The organism is Streptococcus oralis (assembly GCF_023110435.1).
GTDB classification, from domain to species: Bacteria; Bacillota; Bacilli; order Lactobacillales; family Streptococcaceae; genus Streptococcus; species Streptococcus oralis_CF.
Genome location: NZ_JALDWB010000005.1, coordinates 63712 through 84967 on the forward strand (window position 1 = coordinate 63712; position 21256 = coordinate 84967).

The following is a 21256-nucleotide window of genomic DNA, read 5'->3' on the forward strand; positions in this document are numbered from 1 at the left end:
TATTTTTTCTCAAAATCGCGACTTAGGCTTTCTCACGAATGACCAAGACACCATCTTCCATATCAGCTTCTAGGTGTTTAGCATCAAGGTTATCCAAGTGGAAGTCTGTTACTTTATCACGAATTTGTTGTTCAACTACACGGCGGAGCGGACGAACACCCATGACTTCGTCATAGCCTTCTTCTGTGATAAAGTCCTTAGCTGCTTGGCTGACTTCCAAATCAATGTCTTTCTTAGCCAAGGTTTGGTTGACTTCTGCCAACATCAAGTCCACAATCTTAGAAAGGTCTTCCTTATTCAAGTGTGAGAACTCGATAACTGCGTTAAAGCGATTCAGGAACTCTGGACGGAAGAATGGTTTCAAGCGATCCATCAATTCTGGTTTATCCGCATCTTCTGTCAAGTTGGCTTCATAACCAAATCCAGCATTTGATGTTGCGATAATGACAGTGTTTTTAAAGTTAACGGTATTTCCTTGACCATCAGTCAAACGACCATCATCTAGGACTTGGAGGAGAAGGGTAATGACTTGAGGATCAGCCTTTTCAATTTCGTCCAAGAGAATGATAGAGTAAGGGTTGCGACGAACACGTTCTGTCAAGGTATTGCTATTGTCATCATACCCAACATAACCAGCTGTTGTACCGATTAGCTTAGAAACAGCTGTGCGGTCACTATATTCAGACATATCCAAACGAATGATAGCATCCTTAGTTCCAAACATATCCAGTGCCAATTGCTTAGCAAGCTCGGTCTTACCAACCCCAGTTGGACCTACAAAGAGGAAGCTACCGATTGGGCGATTACCTTCATCAAAACCAGCACGGTTACGACGGATAGCACGAGCCACTGCTTCTACTGCCTTATCTTGGCCGATAACCTTGTGTTCCAAGCGATGAGCCATATCTTTCAAACGTTCGATGTCTGATGCTCCCATTTGAGATACTGGAATACCAGTCATCCGCTCAACAGACTCAGCTACATCGTTGACAGTGGCAGTCACTTTCATGTCTTCTGTGTGATTTTCGACTTTTTTCTCCAATTCTGCAATGCGAGTTTTGGCATTGAGAGCTGCTTCAAAATCTTCTGCCTCAACTGCTTTCTCTTGCTTGTCTTTTTCTGCCTCAATTTCACGTTCAACAGCATGAACATCTGTTACTGGATGTTGAGCCGCCAAGTGAGCCGCCGTTACATCGACAAGGTCGATAGCCTTATCAGGCAAACTACGTTGAGGAATGTATTGGATTGAATAATCCACTGCTGCTTTCAAAACTTCATCTGGCAAGATAACATTGTGGTGTTGTTGATAAAGGTCACGAATCCCTTGAAGGATTTTAAAGGTATCCTCTGCTGAAGGAGCATTGACCTTGACTTCGTTGAAACGACGAGCAAGAGCCGCATTCTTCAAGATAGTGTTACGGTATTCGTCCTGAGTTGTTGCCCCAATAACGGTCAACTCACCACGAGAGAGAGCTGGCTTGAGAATATCCGCAAGCCCTTTTGAACCACTATCTCCACCAGTGCTACCAGCACCAAGGATTTGGTGAATTTCATCAAAGAAGAGGATAATATTTCCTGCTTCTTTTACTTCACTAACAAGATTTTGAATGTTTTCTTCAAAACTACCACGGTATTGAGTACCAGCCTCGAGACCTGAGATATCAATGGAAATGATTTCCTTGTTCTTGATGGCAGCCGGAACATCTCCATTCACAATCGCTTGTGCTAAACCTTCGACAACTGCGGTCTTACCAACACCTGCATCTCCAACCAGAACTGGATTGTTCTTGGTACGACGTGAGAGGATTTCAGATGTTTCTTGAATTTCCTTGTTTCGACCGATAACAGGATCCAGCTTGCCCTCACGAGCTTCCGCTGTCAAGTTACGACCTAGTTTAGCAAGGACACCGTCTTGTTTCATACCTGAAGCGTGGTGCTGCATTTGCGCATCAGATTCTGCATTTCCTGGTAATTTCCCCGTTGCACGATACTGAGCGAATTCCTCAGGTGTCACTTCTCGTCCATTAATCAAGTAGCGACGGTTTTCAGAACTGTATCCTCGCATACCACCCATCAATTGGTTAAATAAATCATCCATGTTGTTAAAGTTATTAAAGTTGTTGTTCATATTCTTTACCTCGTTTATTGTTAATTATATGCGATCTCTGATATTGACTATCTTTGACCTTTGTTTTAAAAATTTTAGACTAGCTAACTCGCTACTCTACGTATAATTTCTGGTTTTTCTTTCTTAAATAAGCCTTCTATCATCTTCTTTTCAAAGTCTGTTAGATTTAACATAGGCCTCACCCCTTTCTAGGGTATCTATCGTACATTTTCAAGAAATAGAATCATTGAAAATGAAGTTTTCTAAGGAATTCATTTTCCTTATGTTTCTACTATATCACTTTGGTCAGTAAAAGTCAATAACTTTTTGACCAAATTTGACTAATTTTTTAAAATTTTTCAAGGACGCAAAAAGGCCAGTCGTTTCCAACTGGCCTTTTCTATTTAATTTAAAATCTTAGCTCAATGCGTCATCCATTGAAAGAACTTCGTGGAAGACACGTTGTGTCAATTCAGTTTTTTGTTCTGGAGTGAGGTATTTAGTGTTTACACAGTATCCAGAGATACGAACGATAACATCTTCACCTGACATGATCTTTTCGTAAACATCGTTCAAGTCCATAACGTTCAAGTTAACGTGTTGTCCACCGTTTTCGAAGTAACCATCAAGGATTGTTACCAAGTTATCAACTTGTTCGTCACGAGTTTTACCAAGAGCGCGAGGTGATACTTGAGTAGTCAATGAGATACCGTCAGCTGCGTAACCAAAGTCTAGGCTAGCAAGTGAGTTCAAGTTTTGCAACCATCCACCTTTAGCTTTGTTAGATGGGTTAGCACCTGGTGAGAAGAATTCGAGTTTAGACAAGTTCACAGAACCATCTTCGTTGAGGTATACCCCTTTGTGGACTGGTGAGTTACCAGTTTGTTTAGAGTAAGCAACGTTAGATGTGATTGTCAAAAGTGATACAGTAGCTTCTGCGTCTTTGTATAGTTTGTGGCTACGTAGACGAGTTGTGTAAGCTTCGATCAACCATTCTGCCAATTCGTTTGAACGTGGGTCATCTTCACCCCAACGTGGGTATTCACCGATTGTTTCGTAATCGTAGATGTAGCCATCTTCATCACGGATTGGTTTAACAGTAGCGTATTTAATCGCTGACAATGTATCAACAGTGTTGGCAAATCCACAGATACCGAATCCCATGTTGGCACGTTGTTTAGTTGGCAAGAAGGCCATTTGAACAGCTTCGTAGTTGTACTTGTCAGTCATGTAGTGGATGATGTTCAAAGCATCTACGTAAGTGTCAGTCAACCAGTCAAGAGATTTTTCGAAGTTCGCTTTAACTGATTCGAATTCAAGAACTTCGTCACGGATAGGATCGATGTCAAATACTTTGTAGTCTTTATGAACATCGTCGTAACCACCGTTCAAACCAGTAAGAAGGGCTTTAAGAACGTTTACACGAGCACCGAAGTACTGGATGTTGTGGCGTTGATCTTCGTTTTCTGGGTCAAGTGGTGACACACAGCATGAGATACAGCTCATTTCACCATATCCATCTTTAGCCATTGTTGTTACACCTTCGTATTGGATAGAAGAGTGTTTGTGGCTCATATGCATACAGTAGCGACGGAAGTTGTATGGCAATTTGTCAGTCCAAAGAACTGTCAAGTTTGGCTCTGGAGAGTTACCGATATTGTCAAGAGTGTTCAAGAAACGGTAGTCCATCTTAGTAACACGGTGACGACCGTCGTTACCCATACCAGCCATAGAAGTTGTGATGAAGGTTGGGTCACCTGAGTACAATTGGTCATAAGCTTTTGTACGAGCAAATTTAACTGTACGAAGTTTCATAACGAAATCATCAACGAACTCTTGGATTTCTGATTCAGTAAATGTACCACGAGCAAGGTCACGTTCTGCAAAGATATCAAGTACGATTGGCACACGTCCTAGAGACGTTGCAGCACCGTTGATCACACGGCAGACAGCCATGAAGGCGATGTTAACCCATTGGATCGCTTCTTTAACGTTCATCGCTGGTTTGCGAACATCAACTCCGTAAAGGTCACCCAAGCGAACAACTTGTTGCAATGCTTGGTATTGAAGATTTACTTCTTCACGAAGACGGATTGTTTCTTCATCAATTTCTTTAATTGCATTCCAGTCGTTTACTTTTTCTTGCATCAAGTAGTCTGCACCGTAAAGAGCAAGACGTGCGTAAACACCGATGATACGTCCACGTGAGTAGGCATCTGGAAGACCAGTTACAGTGTGAGCGTGACGAGCACGACGGATGTTTGAAGTGTAGGCACGGAAGATACCGTCGTTAACTGTTGTTACGTATTTAGTAAAGATTTCGTGAACAGCTGGGTCTGGTTCGTATCCATTTTCTTTCAAAGTCGTTTCAGCCATACGGATACCACCTTTTGGCATGAAGTTCAATTTGAAGAGTTCATCGTTTTGGATACCGAAGATAACTTCGTTTTCTTTGTCAATAAATCCAGCAGGAATATCAGCAATAGATGTTGGACGAGTGTCCATTGGGAAACGAGTTTCTTCGTAGTGAGCCTTAGTTTCTTCTACAATCTTTTTAATGTGAAGTGAACGTTCTGTTGGTCCAGCAAGGAAGCTTTCATCTCCATCGTAAGGTGTGTAGTTAGCTTGAACGAAGCGAGAAACGCTTGCTTTTTCTTTCCAATCTACGCCTTTGAAGCCTTCCCAAGCTTTGTCAAAAATGTCTTGTGCTTCAACAACTGTCTTAACAACCATGTTAATGTCCTCATTTTTCTTTCTAGTAACAGTCATCTGTTACATTCATGAGACCAGTATACCATACAGTAACCGATTTCAACAAGCGAAAAAAGGCTTCTTTATTACTTTCTTTTCTAATACAGTCTGTTTTTCGGTGCAATCTGTATTATATATTTGAAAGAATAAGTACTCTTTTCCATTTTTTCAGAAAAAAAGGTATAATGAATAAAAAATAACATTAGAAAGGAAGCAAAATGCTCATATTTCCATTGATTAATGATTTGTCCAGAAAAATCATCCATATCGACATGGATGCCTTTTTTGCTGCGGTGGAAATAAGAGACAATCCTAAGTTAAAAGGAAAACCTGTCATCATTGGGAACGACCCTAGACAAACAGGCGGACGGGGAGTTGTGTCTACTTGTAGCTACGAGGCGCGAGCCTTTGGCATTCACTCTGCTATGAGTTCTAAAGAAGCTTACGAGCGTTGTCCTCAAGCCGTCTTTATCTCGGGAAATTATGAAAAGTATAAGGCAGTGGGACTTCAGATTCGAGCTATTTTTAAACGCTATACTGATTTGATTGAACCTATGAGCATTGACGAGGCTTACTTGGATGTGACGGAAAATAAACTTGGTATTAAGTCGGCAGTCAAAATAGCTCGCCTCATCCAACAAGATATCTGGCAGGAACTGCACCTGACTGCTTCTGCTGGCGTTTCTTACAATAAATTTTTAGCTAAAATGGCCAGCGATTACCAAAAACCACATGGTTTGACAGTCATCCTCCCTGACCAAGCCCAAGAATTTCTCAAACAAATGGATATTGCTAAATTTCATGGAGTGGGCAAGAAAACAGTGGAAAGACTTCATGAAATGGGCATTTATAATGGTGCAGACTTATTGAAGGTCTCTGAAATCACTTTGATTGATCGCTTTGGCAGACTTGGTTTTGACCTGTATCGAAAGGCTCGTGGTATTCACAATTCTCCAGTCAAGTCCGATCGCATTCGTAAGTCCATTGGCAAGGAGAAAACCTATGGGAAGATTCTGCAAGTTGAAGAAGACATCAAAAAAGAGCTGACTCTCCTCTCTGAAAAAGTTGCTCTCAATCTCAGTAAACAAGACAAAACTGGAAAAATCATCATCCTAAAGATTCGTTACGCTGACTTCTCCACTCTAACTAGGCGGAAAAGCCTCTCACAAGCAACACAGGACGCTAGCCAAATTGCGCAAACTGCCATTCAACTCTACGAAGAACTAGCTGAAAAAGAAAAAGGCATCCGTTTACTAGGAATCACAGTGACAGGATTTTAAAAAGCTTGAAGGAATCTTCCTTCAAGCTTTTTCTTATACAAATAAACGCACAAAACCATAGAGCAACAAGACACTACCGAGTACAATACGGTATTTACCAAAGAGTGTAAAGTCGTGTTTCTTCACATAGCTGGTCAAGAAACGAATAGCAACCATGCTGACTGCAAAGGCAACACCCATAGCTACCAAAAGCAAGAACAGTTGGCCAAAACTTAAGAGTTGACCTGCTTTAATAAATTTGAAAATCTTCAAAGCGCTAGCTCCAAACATAACAGGAATTCCGAGATAAAAGGTAAACTCCGTTACAACAGAGCGGCTTGTTCCATTCAACAAACCACCAACGATAGTCGCACCTGAACGACTTGTTCCTGGGAAAAGGGCAAGGACTTGGAAGAGTCCAATGTAAAGGGCTGTTTTATAAGGCAACTTGTCTAAATCAGTTACTGTTGGTTCAATAGCTTGGGCCTTATTTCTTTTTTCAAGATAGATAAAGGCAACCCCATAGATAATCAACATAATAGCAACTGAAACCATGTTATGGAAGTTGGCATCAAACCAATCATCTAATTTAAAGACCAATAGCAAAGGCAAGGTCGCAACGAAGACCTTTGACCACAACTGCCAAGTTCGACGAACTTCAACCTTGTTTTTACCAGGTTTGAAGGGATTGAGCTTGTTAAAGTAAATTACCATAACTGCTAAAATGGCACCGAGCTGAATGACAACATTAAACATGGACATGAAGGCTTCATTTTGGTCCTTGTATTGGACAAATTCTTCAACCAAAATCAAGTGACCTGTACTTGAAATTGGCAACCATTCTGTAATTCCTTCAACAATCCCAAAAAAGATTGACTTCAAAATTTCAATAAAATACATACATTACTCCTTTTTCTGTTCTCTATTATAGCATAATTTCGGATGTTGCGATAGATTTTTTAGAAGGCGCCGATGCTACCACCGCCTCCGCCTCCTGAGAATCCTCCACCTGACGAACCACTTCCAGAAGATACAGAGTAGGTACTTGCTGTGTTTGCAATACTAGCATAGTGACTCATTTGAGCAGTTGAATGATAAAACATACTGTGCCAGCCATAAGCTACGTAAAGATTGATATCTGGGTTCTCAACTTGAATCTGATAAGATTTCATCAAATGACTCACCTTGTCCGCATAACCAAATAAAGTAGCATAGACAAGGAGGCGATTCCAAAGAACAATACTCTCTAATTCTGCCTTGTCTAGGTGAGCGATATCGCGAAGCATGTTTTCAAAACTAGTCCAGAGATAGTATGCTTCTAGCCCTTCTTCGTTTAAAACACCATCACGAGTATCAAATCGGGTCGTCCAATAATAGACGGCAGCTAACATCAAGCTCACAACCCCAAGGATAGGAAGTGGCAGAGAAAGGTACCCGTGAGCATCCAAACTATACAAGAAGCAGCCAAAACCAACGAAAGCAGGTAGAAGCGTAGAGACGCCTATCATCAATCGCAAGATTTTTTCTCCATTACTCAGTGGACGATAATAATCTGGAAGTTGCAAAGAGGAAACCCGCTTTCTCACTCCATCCTGCATCTGCTTCAGAGCTTGCTCAAAAGACGACTTAAGCTTACATCCTGTTTTCCGAATCCGTTTTTCATCAGCTGCTTTTGCACCTTGATAAAGACTAGTTGACACTTGGTAATCTGCAAACAAGTCTGAAACAAGTACTTCTTCTCTTCCTGAAAAGGCTAAATTAAGGCAATCTTTTTCAAAACTTGCCAATCCTTTTTCTTTTACGACTTTTAGACGGACCTCGTCTCCATTTGAAATGATTGAAACATTTCCACGGTCGATCACATCCAACAAGGTTGCCTGAACGAGTTGGTCAAAAGTGAACTTCCCTCCTCCCTTGGTCAAGGGGCTGACTTCCTCTAAAGAAGTGGAGTAAACAGTTTCTGATAAGACCATCGGTTCTAAGTCCATTGGCGGTTCATAGAGACGGTGATTTTTGTCATATTTCTTCGATGGGGAGGTTTTTCTTCTGTAAATGCAGTAGAAAATAACACTAAAGACTAAAGAAAGCGAGAGTAGCAAAGGGATGACCCACGTAACCAGAGCTTTACTTTGAGCTTTTTCAGCAGTAATGGATTCCTCTATTTTTTCAAATTCTGCTAAACGATTGCCCTTCAACCCCTGATCCAAAGCTGTTCCAAAATCTTTTCTAGGCCAATAAGCATGCAACTCAACCCCACGCTGACGAGGTAGGTTCTGTAAATGAACACGATAATCACCATCTATCTTTTCTACCTTGCCCTCTGTGAAGAGTTTCCCTGTATGAAAGAAAAGTTTTTCAGCTCCATTAAAGCCCGTCACTCGAAACTCAAAATTTTCGATAGGTTCTGAACTATCCGTCAGGGGCTGCCAATTAAGTTCCGCGATATCATCATATAGAAATAGGAGATTTTTTAGTTGCCATGTGATTACCACTTCAACGGTATCCCCCTCTTGGCCTGGATTATACACTTTTACAGTATAACCTTCCGATTCTTCTATCACTTCACTATTGACATTCTCAATGGCAGCAGCATTTTTCCATACCTGAATCTTCGGACTGGAATCTATCTCAAAGCCCTTTGGCATCTTACCGGCATGGCCAAGCCCTACTAGTTGTCCATTAAAGTCTTCATCAAAATAATAGACTACTTTCTCCCTAAATTCTGCTGTATTATCTGCATGAATATACAAATCACCTTGATAAGAGCGAATCTTGAAATCAACCGCAAAAACAGAGAGTGGTAAAATACAAAACAAGCTAAATAAAAGCACGAAAAAAGTCTTTTTCACAACACAATCCCCCTTTTTATCTTTGCTATCATTATATCATTTTTTATAAGTAAAGGCTTACTTGTATTGAAAATCTCACTATTTTTCGATACAATAGAGAGAAGTCATTTTTAGACTAGAAATAGGAGAAAACATGAAAAAATTATGCTTATCTATCCTTGCTAGCCTAGCCCTTACACTGGGACTAGTTAGCCAGGTCCAAGCTGACGAATATTTACGCATCGGGATGGAGGCAGCTTACGCCCCCTTCAACTGGACCCAAGACGATGATAGTAACGGCGCCGTCAAAATTGACGGTACCAACCAATACGCCAATGGCTACGATGTCCAAATCGCTAAAAAGATTGCCAAAGACTTAGGTAAGGAACCTTTAGTCGTTAAAACCAAGTGGGAAGGACTTGTTCCTGCTCTTACTTCTGGCAAAATCGATATGATTATTGCAGGTATGAGCCCAACGGCTGAACGCAAACAAGAAATTGCCTTTTCAAGCAGTTACTATACTAGTGAACCTGTTCTATTGGTCAAAAAGGACTCTGTCTATGCCAATGCCAAATCTTTAAACGACTTTAGCGGAGCAAAAATCACGTCTCAACAAGGCGTTTACCTTTATGACTTGATTTCCCAAATCCCTGGTGCCAAGAAAGAAACAGCCATGGGGGATTTTGCTCAGATGCGCCAAGCACTTGAAGCAGGTGTCATCGACGCCTATGTTTCAGAACGCCCTGAAGCCCTGACCGCTGAATCTGCCAACTCCAAATTCAAGATGGTCCAGCTTGACAAAGGCTTTGAAACCGGAGAAGAAGACACCGCTATTGCAATTGGTCTTCGCAAGGACGATAGTCGCATCAGCCAAATCAATGCCAGCATTGAAACCATTTCTAAGGACGAACAAGTAGCTCTCATGGATCGGATGATCAAAGAGCAACCAGTGGAGGCGACAACAACGGAGGAAGAAAGTAGCTTCTTTAGCCAAGTCGCTAAAATTCTTTCTGAAAACTGGCAACAACTCTTGCGTGGTGCTGGTATCACACTCTTGATCTCCATTATCGGGACCATCGCAGGGCTTATTATCGGGCTTGCAATCGGAGTCTTCCGTACTGCTCCACTATCTGAAAACAAGGCCATCTATGGCTTGCAAAAACTGCTTGGCTGGATCCTCAATGTCTATATTGAAATTTTCCGTGGTACACCAATGATCGTTCAATCTATGGTTATCTACTATGGTACAGCACAAGCCTTTGGAATCAATCTAGATCGTACACTTGCAGCCATCTTCATCGTTTCAATCAACACTGGTGCCTATATGACAGAAATCGTCCGTGGAGGTATCCTAGCAGTTGATAAGGGACAGTTTGAAGCCGCAACTGCTCTTGGTATGACCCATAATCAGACCATGCGCAAGGTTGTCCTCCCTCAAGTCGTTCGCAATATCTTACCTGCTACTGGTAATGAGTTTGTCATCAATATCAAAGATACCTCTGTATTGAATGTTATCTCTGTGGTGGAGCTCTACTTCTCTGGAAATACCGTGGCAACTCAAACTTATCAATACTTCCAGACATTTACAATCATCGCCGTGATTTACTTTGTCCTCACCTTCACAGTGACCCGTATCCTACGCTTCATCGAAAGACGCATGGACATGGATACCTACACTACAGGTGCTAATCAAATGCAAACGGAGGACTTGAAATAATGAATCAACCCATTCTTGAAATTAAACACCTCAAAAAATCCTATGGACAAAACGAAGTCTTAAAAGACATCTCTCTATCAGTCCACAAAGGAGAGGTTATCTCCATCATCGGGAGCTCAGGAAGCGGAAAATCAACCTTCCTACGTTCTATCAACCTACTTGAAACACCTACTGAGGGGGAAATTCTCTACCGAGGAGAAAACGTCCTTGCAAAAGGCTATAACCTTACTCACTATCGTGAAAAACTCGGTATGGTTTTTCAATCCTTCAACCTCTTTGAAAACCTCGATGTTCTCGAAAACACTATTGTTGCTCAAACAACTGTCCTCAAAAGAGAACGCTCTGAAGCTGAAAAAATTGCTAAAGAAAATCTTGAAAAAGTCGGCATGGGAGAACGCTATTGGCAAGCCAAACCAAAACAACTCTCTGGTGGCCAGAAGCAACGTGTGGCCATCGCACGCGCCCTCTCCATGAATCCTGACGCTATCCTTTTCGACGAACCAACATCTGCTCTGGATCCAGAAATGGTCGGTGAAGTCCTTAAAATCATGCAAGACCTGGCTCAAGAAGGCCTGACTATGATCGTCGTCACCCACGAAATGGAGTTCGCCCGCGATGTCTCTCACCGTGTTATCTTTATGGATAAGGGCGTCATTGCTGAAGAAGGCAAACCGGAAGACCTCTTCACAAATCCTAAAGAAGAAAGAACGAGAGAGTTTCTTCAGCGCTATCTCAAATAACAAACAAAGACTGCATAAAATTATGTAGTCTTTTTACTAACTCTTTGCAAAACAAAAGGCAGATTCATTTTAAGAATCTGCCTTTAAACCTAGTTCAATCTTCAAATTTTTCATGATTCTTGTCATAAAAATCAATCAAACCTAGGGCTGTTTCAAATGAAATATTTTTCACTTTTGCACGACCTTGTGCCAAAGCAATAATTGACATTTCACGTGCATTTGTTTCCTTAGAGATACGGTAACCTGTGATTTTCTTATCACGAACCCAGCCAACAACTGATTCTACTTTTTCAAAGTTTGATTTAGCCATGTTCTTCTCCTATTTTGTTCTTTACGATACTGAAATATATCCATTCTTTTAGGATTATCCAAAAAACATCTACTTATTGAAAACAAATAATAAATTGTTATTACTTAGCTTTTAAAGCTGATAATATGCTTGTTCGTATATCTTCAACTCCATCAGGATTTGCTGGTAGGAAGATGGTGTTATTGCCCTTATTGTCTGCGAAATTATTCAAAGTATCCAAATACTGATTTGTTAATAGAATGGACATAATCTGGGCTTCCGTGAGTTCAACATTGGCTCCTTTTAATTCTTGAATAGAATCAGCAAGTCCGTCAACAATAGCCTTACGCTGTTCTGCAATCCCTACCCCATGTAGGCGATCTTTTTCTGCCTCTGCTTCTGCTGCGGTCACAATCTTAATCTTATCTGCTTCTGCAAGTTCTTGCGCAGCGACTCTCTTACGTTGGGCAGCATTGATTTCATTCATTGATTGTTTTACTTCGGCGTCAGGCTCAACCTTCGTAATCAGTGTTTTTACAATGATGTAACCATATGTAGACATTTCTTCTGCTACTTGTTTTTGAACTTCTAATGCGATTTCATCTTTTTTCTCAAAGAGTTCATCCAAGGTCAATTTCGGCACGGACGAACGCAAGGCATCCTCAATATAGGATTTGATTTGAGCTTCTGGTCTCATTAGTTTATAGTAAGCATCTGTGACATTGTTTTCATTCACTCGATACTGAGTCGCCACATTCATGGTCACAAATACATTATCTTGTGTTTTTGTTTCCACGACGATCTCACTTTGCAATAGGCGCAACTGCACTCTGGCCGCAATTCTATCAATTCCAAAAGGTGCTCGTACATGAATACCACTATTACTCAACTTTTGGTATTTACCAAAACGCTCGATAATAGCGACAGACTGTTGCCTTACAACATATACAGAGCTGATAATAACCGCCGCTGCAATCAGCACTAGAATAAAGAGAACAAGTAAAACATGTAAAACCATGGGAATCTCCCCCTTTCGTCACCATCATTATAGCATCATTATAGGAAATTGGCAAATAATATGATAGCAAATTTATTTTAGACTAGCATATTATACAAAGTCTCATTTCCGTTCAGATTGATATAAGATGGGTCAAACTTTTCCATCCGATGAATCAAGCCAGCATAATCATGCTTATCAGCAAGAGCAATCCCAATCAAGACAGGCCCTGTCCCCTTGCTTGCTCGTTTGATATATTCAAAACGAGTGATGTCATCATTTGGCCCCAAAATGTCATTTACAAACTCTCGTAGAGCTCCTGGACGTTGTGGGAAATTGACTACAAAGTAATGCTTGATGCCATCGTAAATCAAGGCACGTTCTTCCATCTCTGGCATACGGTTAATATCGTTATTTCCCCCAGAAATGATACAGCAAATTGTCTTGCCTTTGATATAGTCTGATAGGACTTCCAAGGCTGCAATGCTGGCCGCTCCAGCAGGTTCAGCGACAATTCCTTGCTTAGAATAAAGATCAATCAAGGTCTCAGAGATCAAGCCTTCATCCACTCCAATAAGAGTTTCAACATTCTTACGAGTTGCTTCATAGGTCAACTGCCCAACTTTCTGCACAGCTATTCCATCAGCAAATTTGTCAATTTCTTTGAGTTTAACTGGTCCTCCAGCCTCAAAAGCAGCCTTCATCGAACGGGCACCATTGGCTTCAACACCAATGACTTCGATAGCGGGATTGGTTTCTTTGATATAGGTCGAAACTCCCGCAATCAGTCCGCCACCACCTACCGGCACTAGTACTGTATCAAAATCAATAGACTCTTTACGAGCTTCTTCAAGAATTTCATAGGCTACAGTCCCTTGTCCTGCCTGAACATGGGCATCATCAAAAGGATCAATAAAGGTTCTATTTTCTGAAACGGTGAATTCTTGGGCCGCCTTTGCCGAAGCGTCAAAAGTATCTCCGACCAATTTGATCGTCACATAGTCACCACCAAAGAAACGAACTTGACCAATTTTTTGTTGGGGCGTTGTGATAGGCATAAAAATTGTCGCAGGAATCTTCATCTCCTTACAAGTGTAAGCGACTCCTTGAGCGTGATTCCCCGCCGATGCACAGACCACACCACGCTCACGTTCTTCTTTTGTCAACTGTGAAATGGCATAATAAGCTCCACGAATTTTAAAAGAACGGACTCGTTGCGCATTCTCCTTTTTGAGATAAATTTTTGCTTGGTATTTTTCTGATAAATAATGATCATATTCCAGTGGTGTATTCACTACTACACCACTTAAAACTTTGTGGGCTTTCACCACATCTTTTGCACTTAGCATGTCTCCTCCTCAAATACTTTACAAGGTAAAAAGCGAGTTAGGTACCCCCCAACTCGCCTTCTGTTTTTATTCTAAGAATTAGTTATAGATTTTGAAAGCATCGTCATCGTTTTTGCCAACGAATGGCATTGCTTTACGTAGTTCTGCACCAACTTTTTCAATTTCAAGATTAGCTGCTTGTTCACGGTAAGCAGTAAGTTTTGGACGACCAGCCTTGTAGTCATTTACAAAGTCATTTGCAAATTTACCATTTTGGATGTCTGCCAAGACAGCTTTCATGTTTTCTTTAACTTGCTCAGTAATCACACGTGGACCTGATACATAGTCACCGTATTCAGCAGTGTTTGAAATAGATTGACGCATTTTCTTGAATCCACCTTCATAGATCAAGTCAACGATCAATTTCATTTCATGAAGAACTTCAAAGTAAGCCAATTCTGGGGCATAGCCTGCTTCTGTCAAGACTTCAAAACCTGCTTCGATAAGGGCAGTCAAACCACCACAAAGTACAGCTTGTTCACCAAACAAATCTTCTTCAGTTTCTTCTTTGTAAGTTGTTTCAAGCAAACCAACACGAGCTGCTCCAACACCTTTACACCAGTCCATAGCAATATTTTTCGCATTTCCTGTAGCGTCTTGGTATACTGCATAAAGAGCTGGAACACCAAAACCTTCTTCGTAAGTACGACGTACCAAGTGTCCTGGTCCTTTAGGAGCACACATGAAGACATCTACATCTGCAGGAACTTTGATAAATTCAAAGTGGATGTTGAAACCATGGGCAAATCCAACTGCATTTCCTGCTTCCAAGTTTGGAGCGATTTCTGCTTCGTACAATTCTTGTTGGATTTCATCTGGTGCCAAGATCATGATAACGTCAGCCAATTTAGTTGCTTCTGCTACTGTGTAAGTGTCAAATCCATCTTCTTTTGCTTTGTCAAAAGATTTACCTGGACGCACACCAATGATGACATCACGACCTGAGTCACGCAAGTTTTGCGCATGCGCATGTCCTTGTGAACCATAACCGATTACGGCGATTTTTTTACCGTCAAGCGCTGCTACTTTAACATCTTTTTCGTATTCCATTTGAACTGCCATAGTTTTTCTCTCTTTTCTATTATTTATTGCCTTTTAGGCTGGTTTAACAAATTTATGCTGGATTTTATACTCAATAAAAATCAAAGAGTATTAGTCGCGGGTAAATCCAGTTGCACCCGTACGAGCGATATTTTTGATACCATATGGTCGAATCACTCGCAATAAAGCTTCACTCTTTTCAGCATTTCCAGTCATCTGAATAGTGATGGAGCTTGGAGCCACATCTACTACCGTTGCACGGAAAGGTTGGATAATGGCCAAGATTTCTGCACGCTTTTCAGCAGGAGCAGATACTTTTACCAAGATAACTTCTCTTTCCAAGTGTGGTTTATCTGTGATATCTCGAATGCGAATCACATCAATCTGACGATTCAGCTGTTTAATGATTTGCTCTACTTCATCGTGTGAAGCTACATCGATAATGATGGTAATCCGTGATACATCAGGATTCTCTGTCGCACCAACTGAGATACTCTCAATATTGACTTGGCGACGTGAAAGGACACCTGTAAAACGATTGAGGACTCCTGAACGATTTTGTAGTTTTGCTGTTAACATTCTACGCATGGAACTTCACCCCCAACATCTCATGATTGCTCTTACCAGCTGGTACCATCGGTAAAACCTGTTCCTTACGAGAAATATCCACCTCGATAAACATGGGCACATCCTCCAGAATGACTTCTAGATCCTTCTCTAGCGTCTCCGGATTATCAAATTTATAGTTTTTGATGCCGTAAGCCTGTGCCATCAACTGGAAATCAGGAAGTGTATCAAAGACTGACTCGGAAGTTCTACCCTCATAGAAGGATTCCTGCCACTGACGAACCATTCCTAGGGAGTGGTTATTTAGCATCACGACCTTAATGGGCACCTTGTAGATATTTAGGATGGCTAGTTCTTGGTTGGTCATTTGGAAGCCACCATCACCGACAAAAAGAACTACTTCTTTTTCTGGATTGGCAATCTTAGCTCCGATAGCTGCAGGAACTCCAAATCCCATGGTACCCAAACCACCAGATGTGACTAATTGACGTTCATTCTGATATGGATAATATTGGGCTGTCCACATTTGATGCTGCCCTACATCAGTAACGACAATAGCATCCCCATTCGTCAACTCACCGATGCGTTCAATGACTGCCTGCGGTTGAACCACACGTTCTTTCTTATCATAAGAACGAACGCGGTTCTTGTCCTTGGTGACTTTTTCAATCCACTTTTCAGTATTGTTATGAACAGTTGGTTCTGCCAGAAGCATCTGCAAGGCTTTCTTTGCGTCCCCAACCACTGGAATATCTGCACTGATAATCTTACCAATCTCTGCTGGATCAATATCGATATGAGCAACCTTGGCATTCTTAGCAAAGGTCTTAGGATTGCCAGTCAGGCGGTCATCGAAACGGCAACCAATACTAATCATAAAGTCCGCTTCGGTCATGGCAATGTTAGCTGCAAATGACCCGTGCATACCTCCCATACCAAGGAAAAGTGGATGACTTGTCGCAATCGTACCCTGTCCCAGAAGACTAGTCACGACTGGAATTTGATAGCGCTCAGCAAATTCATTCAATTCTTTTGAAGCTTCTGCATAGCTGATCCCACCACCTGCCAACAAAACAGGTTTCTTAGCCTTAGACAATTGTTTCAAGATTTTCTTGATTTGCATGTCGTTTGGTTCTATCGTCGGTTGATAACTCGGTAAATGTACTTCTGGTGAATAGATGAAGTCTGTCTCTAAGGCAGATACATCCTTAGGCAAGTCAATCACAACTGGACCTGGACGACCAGTCGTTGCGATATGCACGGCTTCCGTAATGATACGGGGAATGTCAGCCGTTTCACGGACTTGGTAATTGTACTTGGTAATGGGCATGGTAATACCGACAATATCCGCCTCCTGAAAGGCATCCTTCCCAATTCCTGCTCGAGCGACTTGTCCCGTAAAGACCAAAAGAGGAACACTATCACTCATGGCATCCGCGATCCCTGTAATGGCATTTGTTGCTCCTGGTCCACTTGTGACGACGGCGACACCCAACTTTCCAGTTGATTTGGCATAACCTTCAGCTTCGTGCAAACAGCCTTGCTCATGACGACCTAAAATGTGACGAATGCCTTTGAAATTATAAATCGCATCATATAAAGGCAAGACAGCCCCACCAGGATAACCAAATATGGTATCAATTCCTAAATCACGGAGTGTTTCCAAAACTAGGTCCGACCCCGTCTTAGGAGCGTCTAAACTGATTTTCTCCATTGTTCCCCTTTCTCTTCTCTTAAAAATAGCTTGTTACTATCATACCATTTTTTCAAAAATTTTCAAGACAAAAGAAGCAATTTTCTGAATTTTCTATCTAAGCGTGTTTTTATGAATGTTTTTCCTATTTTTATAAATATGAATGGGGAATTGAACGATCTTATTACTTCCAAATTTAATTCAGAGTATATTTTTCTAATCTTCTTTGATATAGAACATAAAAAAGAAGCCACCATAGTGACTTCTTTCTATAGCGAAGATGGATTATTCTTCACCTTTGTTTTTCTTAATGATTTCTTCTTGTACTGACTTAGGTACATCTTCGTAGTGGTCAAATACCATCATGAATGTACCACGTCCTTGAGATGCAGAACGAAGAACAGTTGCGTAACCGAACATTTCAGCAAGTGGAACGTAAGCACGAACGATTTGGCTGTTACCGTGTGCTTCCATACCATCAACACGTCCACGACGAGCAGTTACGTGACCCATAACATCACCAAGGTTTTCTTCAGGAACAGTGATGGTTACAAGCATCATCGGCTCAAGGATAGCTGGTTGTGCAGTCTTAGCAGCTTCTTTAAGAGCAAGTGAAGCCGCGATCTTGAAGGCAGTTTCAGATGAGTCGACATCGTGGTATGAACCATCGTAAAGCTTAGCTTTAACGTCAACCATTGGGTAACCTGCAAGAACACCGTTAGCCATAGATTCTACCAAACCTTTTTCAACCGCTGGGATGAATTCACGAGGAACCACACCACCGACGATTGCGTTTTCGAATTCGAATCCTCTTCCTTCTTCGTTTGGAGTAAATTCAATCCATACATCACCGAATTGACCTTTACCACCAGACTGACGTTTGAAGAATCCACGTGCTTGAGTAGAAGCGCGGAATGTTTCACGGTAAGATACTTGAGGAGCACCTACGTTCGCTTCAACTTTGAACTCACGACGCATACGGTCAACAAGGACGTCAAGGTGAAGTTCACCCATACCAGAGATAACTGTTTCACCAGTTTCAACGTTTGTTTCAACGCGGAATGTTGGATCTTCTTCAGCCAATTTTTGAAGGGCAATACCCATCTTGTCTTGGTCTGCTTTAGATTTTGGCTCAACCATCAATTGGATAACTGGTTCTGGAACGTTGATTGACTCAAGGATGATTTTAGCTTTTTCATCTGTCAATGAGTCACCAGTTGTAGTATCTTTCAAACCAACGGCAGCAGCGATATCGCCTGAGTAAACAGTGTCAATTTCTTGACGGCTGTTAGCGTGCATTTGAAGGATACGTCCGATACGTTCACGTTTACCTTTAGAAGTGTTCAATACGTATGAACCTGATTGAAGAACACCTGAGTAAACACGGAAGAATGTCAAACGACCTACGAATGGGTCAGTCATGATCTTGAAGGCAAGAGCTGCAAATGGCTCTTCGTCAGATGCTGGACGAGTTTCTTCTTCGTCTGTATCTGGGTTGATACCTTTGATTGCTGGGATATCAAGTGGGCTTGGAAGGTAGTCGATAACCGCATCAAGCATCAATTGAACACCCTTGTTCTTGAAGGCTGAACCACACAATACTGGGAAGAATTCAACGTTGATAGTCGCTTTACGGATACCAGCTTTCAATTCTTCGTTAGTGATTTCTTCACCTTCGAGGTATTTCATCATCAATTCTTCGTCAGTTTCAGCAACTGCTTCGATCAATTTTTCACGGTATTCTTGAGCTTGGTCAAGGTATTCAGCTGGAATATCTTCTTCAAGGATATCTGTACCAAGGTCGTTAGTATAGATTTCAGCTTTCATCTTGATCAAGTCGATGATACCGCGGAAGTCATCTTCAGCACCGATTGGCAATTGGATTGGGTGTGCGTTTGCTTGAAGACGGTCGTGAAGTGTGCTTACTGAGTAAAGGAAGTCAGCACCGATTTTGTCCATTTTGTTGGCAAATACGATACGTGGAACTCCGTACTCAGTTGCTTGACGCCAAACTGTTTCAGTTTGAGGCTCAACACCTGATTGTGAGTCAAGAACAGTAACCGCACCATCCAATACACGAAGAGAACGTTGTACTTCAATTGTGAAGTCCACGTGTCCTGGTGTGTCGATGATGTTTACGCGGTGGTTGTTCCATTGAGCTGTTGTCGCAGCAGATGTGATAGTGATACCACGTTCTTGCTCTTGCTCCATCCAGTCCATTTGTGACGCACCTTCGTGAGTTTCACCGATTTTGTGGATTTTACCAGTGTAGTAAAGAATACGCTCAGTAGTTGTTGTTTTACCGGCATCGACGTGAGCCATGATACCGATATTACGAGTTTTTTCAAGTGAAAATTCGCGTGCCATGAGGTTTGTTTCTCCTATTTATTTTAATTTCTATTCTATTATAACACGATTTTAATAAAAACGGATAGGCAGGACCCACCCGTTCTCAATGTTTTCATGCTATTGTTGGTTTCAACTTACGAGATGGTAAGTTGAATTGAACTTAGGCTAAAAGCTCGGAAAATAGATAAGCTCTCCTAGAATCTTCGATTCTTCGTCAAGCTTCCTAATTTTCAGTCGCTTTTTTAACGCCCTTAGTATCTTATTCTTACCAACGGAAGTGTGCGAAGGCACGGTTAGCTTCAGCCATACGGTGAGTGTCTTCACGTTTCTTAACAGCTGCACCAGTGTTGTTAGCAGCATCCAAGATTTCTTTTGCAAGACGGTCTTGCATTGTGTGTTCACCACGAAGGCGAGCGATTGTTACCAACCAACGAAGTCCAAGTGTTGTACGACGTTCTGGACGAACTTCAACTGGGACTTGGTAGTTAGATCCACCAACACGACGTGCACGTACTTCAAGTACAGGCATGATGTTTTCCATAGCTGTTTCAAATACTTCAAGTGCATCGTTACCAGTAGCTTCTTTGATTTGCTCAAAAGCACCGTAAACGATTGAAGCAGCTGTACCACGTTTACCGTCAAGCATAACGCGGTTGATAAGACGAGTAACTAGTTGTGAATTGTAAAGCGGATCTGGCAATACATCACGTTTTGGAGCTCTATTTTTACGACTCATTTCTCTTTATCCCCTTTCCTTATGCTTTTGGACGTTTAGTACCGTATTTAGAACGGCCTTGTTTACGATCGTTAACACCTGCAGTATCAAGTGCACCACGGACGATATGGTAACGTACCCCTGGAAGGTCTTTTACACGTCCACCGCGAAGAAGCACCACACTGTGCTCTTGCAAGTTGTGTCCGATACCTGGGATGTAGGCAGTAACTTCGATAAGGTTGCTCAAACGTACACGAGCGAATTTACGAAGGGCAGAGTTCGGTTTTTTAGGTGTCATTGTTCCAACACGAGTTGCAACACCACGTTTTTGTGGTGAAGAAACGTTTGTTTGAACTTTTTTATGACTGTTGTAACCAACGTTCAAAGCTGGTGATTTAGATTTTTCTACTTTTGATTTACGCGGTTTGCGAACCAATTGGTTAATTGTAGGCATCTACATTCTCCTGTGTTTTTTTATTTTTGGTGATGATACACTTGGTGACAGCTACCATCTGTGTGTACTTTTGCAACATTTGTCAGCACGTCCCTGTACACTTTTGAGAGACCAAAAGTAAAAAGTACCGTCTATTATTGTAACACATTTTTTCTTTCCTTGTCAATATTTTTTTCGTTTTTATTCTGATCTTTTAAGTCTTCGACACTAGTTCTGACCGCTTTTCTAAGCAAAAAACGGGCTCTATAATTCTTACAGTGGTTTTACCCACTACAGAAATTATCGAGCCAGGATTATTGGTTCTATCTGCTAAAAATTAACTTTCTTCCTAACTTCCTTGACCATAATAGTAACTAATTCT

At 41.4% G+C, this 21256-nt stretch carries 16 protein-coding genes; 3 read left to right on the forward strand and 13 right to left on the reverse strand.

Annotated elements, in window-relative coordinates; genetic code table 11:
* Positions 1 to 22: 22 nt before the first annotated feature.
* Both M1F97_RS07245 and pflB read right to left on the reverse strand, forming a co-directional pair.
* Entirely contained in the window at positions 23 to 2128 is a 2106-nt protein-coding gene (locus M1F97_RS07245; RefSeq protein ID WP_247944680.1) for an ATP-dependent Clp protease ATP-binding subunit, read from the reverse strand.
* Between the two features lie 396 nt (positions 2129 to 2524).
* Positions 2525 to 4840, reverse strand: a complete 2316-nt coding sequence (pflB, locus tag M1F97_RS07250; protein ID WP_025172329.1) for a formate C-acetyltransferase — start codon at positions 4838 to 4840, stop codon at positions 2525 to 2527.
* Positions 4841 to 5076: 236 nt separating this feature from the next.
* Between pflB and dinB the strand changes: the two genes are divergently transcribed.
* Positions 5077 to 6138: a DNA polymerase IV gene (dinB, locus tag M1F97_RS07255; protein WP_247944681.1), complete on the forward strand. Its 1062-nt coding sequence runs from the start codon at positions 5077 to 5079 to the stop codon at positions 6136 to 6138.
* A gap of 33 nt (positions 6139 to 6171) precedes the next feature.
* Here dinB and M1F97_RS07260 read toward each other — a convergent pair whose 3' ends face one another.
* On the reverse strand, positions 6172 to 7017 hold the full coding sequence (locus M1F97_RS07260) for an undecaprenyl-diphosphate phosphatase (protein WP_247944682.1): 846 nt from the start codon (positions 7015 to 7017) through the stop codon (positions 6172 to 6174).
* A gap of 59 nt (positions 7018 to 7076) precedes the next feature.
* On the reverse strand, positions 7077 to 8966 hold the full coding sequence (locus tag M1F97_RS07265; RefSeq protein ID WP_247944683.1) for a DUF2207 family protein: 1890 nt from the start codon (positions 8964 to 8966) through the stop codon (positions 7077 to 7079).
* Positions 8967 to 9099: 133 nt separating this feature from the next.
* Here M1F97_RS07265 and M1F97_RS07270 point away from each other — a divergent pair, with 133 nt between their 5' ends.
* Both M1F97_RS07270 and M1F97_RS07275 read left to right on the forward strand, forming a co-directional pair.
* Positions 9100 to 10662, forward strand: a complete 1563-nt coding sequence (locus M1F97_RS07270; RefSeq protein WP_247944684.1) for an ABC transporter substrate-binding protein/permease — start codon at positions 9100 to 9102, stop codon at positions 10660 to 10662.
* Complete coding sequence (locus M1F97_RS07275) at positions 10662 to 11402, forward strand: amino acid ABC transporter ATP-binding protein (RefSeq protein ID WP_247944685.1); 741 nt, start codon at positions 10662 to 10664, stop codon at positions 11400 to 11402. Before M1F97_RS07270 ends, M1F97_RS07275 begins: the two co-directional genes overlap by 1 nt.
* 94 nt (positions 11403 to 11496) lie before the next feature.
* On the opposite strand, the gene M1F97_RS07280 is transcribed toward M1F97_RS07275, so the two are convergent.
* From M1F97_RS07280 to rpsL, 9 genes are all read right to left on the reverse strand, one after another.
* Complete coding sequence (locus M1F97_RS07280) at positions 11497 to 11712, reverse strand: hypothetical protein (protein WP_001130035.1); 216 nt, start codon at positions 11710 to 11712, stop codon at positions 11497 to 11499.
* A 100-nt stretch (positions 11713 to 11812) separates the two neighbouring features.
* Positions 11813 to 12709 carry an SPFH domain-containing protein gene (locus M1F97_RS07285; RefSeq protein ID WP_000242873.1) on the reverse strand — a complete coding sequence of 299 codons (897 nt, stop codon included), beginning with the start codon at positions 12707 to 12709 and terminating at the stop codon, positions 11813 to 11815.
* A gap of 77 nt (positions 12710 to 12786) precedes the next feature.
* On the reverse strand, positions 12787 to 14037 hold the full coding sequence (gene ilvA, locus M1F97_RS07290) for a threonine ammonia-lyase IlvA (RefSeq protein WP_247944686.1): 1251 nt from the start codon (positions 14035 to 14037) through the stop codon (positions 12787 to 12789).
* A 78-nt stretch (positions 14038 to 14115) separates the two neighbouring features.
* On the reverse strand, positions 14116 to 15138 hold the full coding sequence (gene ilvC / locus M1F97_RS07295) for a ketol-acid reductoisomerase (RefSeq protein WP_000290683.1): 1023 nt from the start codon (positions 15136 to 15138) through the stop codon (positions 14116 to 14118).
* Positions 15139 to 15228: 90 nt separating this feature from the next.
* Positions 15229 to 15705: an acetolactate synthase small subunit gene (gene ilvN, locus M1F97_RS07300; protein ID WP_001253806.1), complete on the reverse strand. Its 477-nt coding sequence runs from the start codon at positions 15703 to 15705 to the stop codon at positions 15229 to 15231.
* Positions 15698 to 17398 carry an acetolactate synthase large subunit gene (locus M1F97_RS07305; protein ID WP_247944687.1) on the reverse strand — a complete coding sequence of 567 codons (1701 nt, stop codon included), beginning with the start codon at positions 17396 to 17398 and terminating at the stop codon, positions 15698 to 15700. The genes ilvN and M1F97_RS07305 overlap by 8 nt, the downstream gene beginning before the upstream one ends.
* Before the next feature lie 264 nt (positions 17399 to 17662).
* On the reverse strand, positions 17663 to 19744 hold the full coding sequence (fusA, locus tag M1F97_RS07310; RefSeq protein ID WP_247944688.1) for an elongation factor G: 2082 nt from the start codon (positions 19742 to 19744) through the stop codon (positions 17663 to 17665).
* Between the two features lie 247 nt (positions 19745 to 19991).
* Positions 19992 to 20462 carry a 30S ribosomal protein S7 gene (gene rpsG / locus M1F97_RS07315; RefSeq protein WP_000087873.1) on the reverse strand — a complete coding sequence of 157 codons (471 nt, stop codon included), beginning with the start codon at positions 20460 to 20462 and terminating at the stop codon, positions 19992 to 19994.
* Between the two features lie 19 nt (positions 20463 to 20481).
* Positions 20482 to 20895, reverse strand: coding sequence for a 30S ribosomal protein S12 (gene rpsL / locus M1F97_RS07320; RefSeq protein WP_001142332.1), 414 nt, complete (start codon positions 20893 to 20895; stop codon positions 20482 to 20484).
* Between the last annotated feature and the right edge of the window lie 361 nt (positions 20896 to 21256).